The organism is Polaromonas sp. P3_C2 (genome assembly GCF_056402675.1).
Genome location: NZ_JBFUGX010000919.1, coordinates 1 through 1,343, shown reverse-complemented (window position 1 = coordinate 1,343; position 1,343 = coordinate 1). Strand labels below are relative to the sequence as shown.

Here is a 1,343-nt window from a genome sequence, read left to right as displayed (position 1 = left end):
TGGTGATACATTCTGATGACTGCGCTGTCGCCAAGCGACTGCAGCACCGTGACAGCGAGCGTTTTATCGCCGTGGACTGGTCCGACGAGCCTGTGCGGACGTTTGAAACAAACCTCTTGGTCACCGTCTCCAATGGGAAAGGGGTCCTGGCGCGAGTGGCGGCTGCATTGGCCAGTGCCGAGGCGGACATTACCCATGTCGACATGGGCCAGGAGCCTTCGCATGACGCCACGGACCTGCGCTTCGGCGTGGCCGTGCGCGACCGCATCCACCTGGCTTCCGCCTTGCGCAGCGTGAAGCGCACACCTTCCGTACTGCGGGTGCAACGCGCCAAATCGTCCGGCTAATCCGCTGTCGATTTGTCCGGTGCGGGATAGTCCACTTTCAGTACCTCGAGCGCCTGTACACCCTGCGGAGTCATGAGACTTACTTCATCGCCAACACGCGATTTGAGCAGCGCTCTGGCGACAGGTGATATCCAGCTGATTTGTCCTTGGGCGCTGTTGGCTTCGTCAATGCCGAGAATGGTCACGACTCGCTCGACTCCTTCGCCATCGGCGTAGGCAACTGTCGCGCCGAAAAAAACCTGGTCGCTACCGTGGTGCACCGACGGGTTGCTGATTTCCGCAATTTCCAGTCTCTGCGTCAAAAACCGGATTCGCCGGTCGATTTCCCGCAGCCGCTTTTTGCCGTAGTGGTAGTCGCCGTTCTCGGAGCGGTCTCCATTGCTGGCAGCCCAATGAACGATTTCCACCATTTTGGGACGTTCGCTGTCGATCAGGTCCAGAAGTTCGCTGCGCAGGTGTTCATAGCCCTGTGGTGTGATGTAGTTTTTGCCGCCTGCAGGCAGGGGTGCGAGCGTCGGCTCGTCGTCCTCCGGCTCGGTTTCTTTGGTAAAGGCTTTGTTCATGCTCCGGCCACCATAGCATTCATGGCTGCCGGCCGTGAATGCACCTAAAAATCTTCCATTTTCAGCACGAGGGGATTTTCAGGCGTGTAGCTCACACCCGCCACGACCAGATCAGCGGCCCGGGCGTGAATCATTTCAGCATCCTGTTCATACGCTTTTTTCAGGGAGTCCGGCCCAGGCACGGCGCCGAAGAACTCCTCCATCGCCTCGCGCGAAATCCTGACGGGAATGGTGCTGCCCGCGTACGACAAGCCAAAACTGAGCCACTCGCCGTGGTCCTCGACATTCAGTGATCCCATGTTTCTCCTCCGGAATTAGGCTTCCAGAATAGCGGTGCCCGCGTACGACAAGCCAAAACTGAGCCACTCGCCGTGGTCCTCGACATTCAGTGATCCCATGTTTCTCCTCCGGAATTAGGCTTCCAGAATAGCGG

At 58.5% G+C, this 1,343-nt stretch carries 3 protein-coding genes; 1 reads left to right on the top strand and 2 read right to left on the bottom strand.

Annotated features, from left to right (window positions below; all coding sequences use genetic code 11):
• The coding region (locus tag AC1DWI_RS23380; protein WP_477725944.1) for an ACT domain-containing protein at positions 1-347 on the top strand (347 nt) is incomplete at its 5' end.
• On the opposite strand, the gene greB is transcribed toward AC1DWI_RS23380, so the two are convergent.
• Positions 344-910, bottom strand: a complete 567-nt coding sequence (gene greB, locus AC1DWI_RS23375; protein ID WP_477668272.1) for a transcription elongation factor GreB — start codon at positions 908-910, stop codon at positions 344-346. The genes AC1DWI_RS23380 and greB overlap by 4 nt on opposite strands.
• A gap of 44 nt (positions 911-954) precedes the next feature.
• Positions 955-1,209, bottom strand: coding sequence for a hypothetical protein (locus AC1DWI_RS23370; protein ID WP_457282185.1), 255 nt, complete (start codon positions 1,207-1,209; stop codon positions 955-957).
• Between the last annotated feature and the right edge of the window lie 134 nt (positions 1,210-1,343).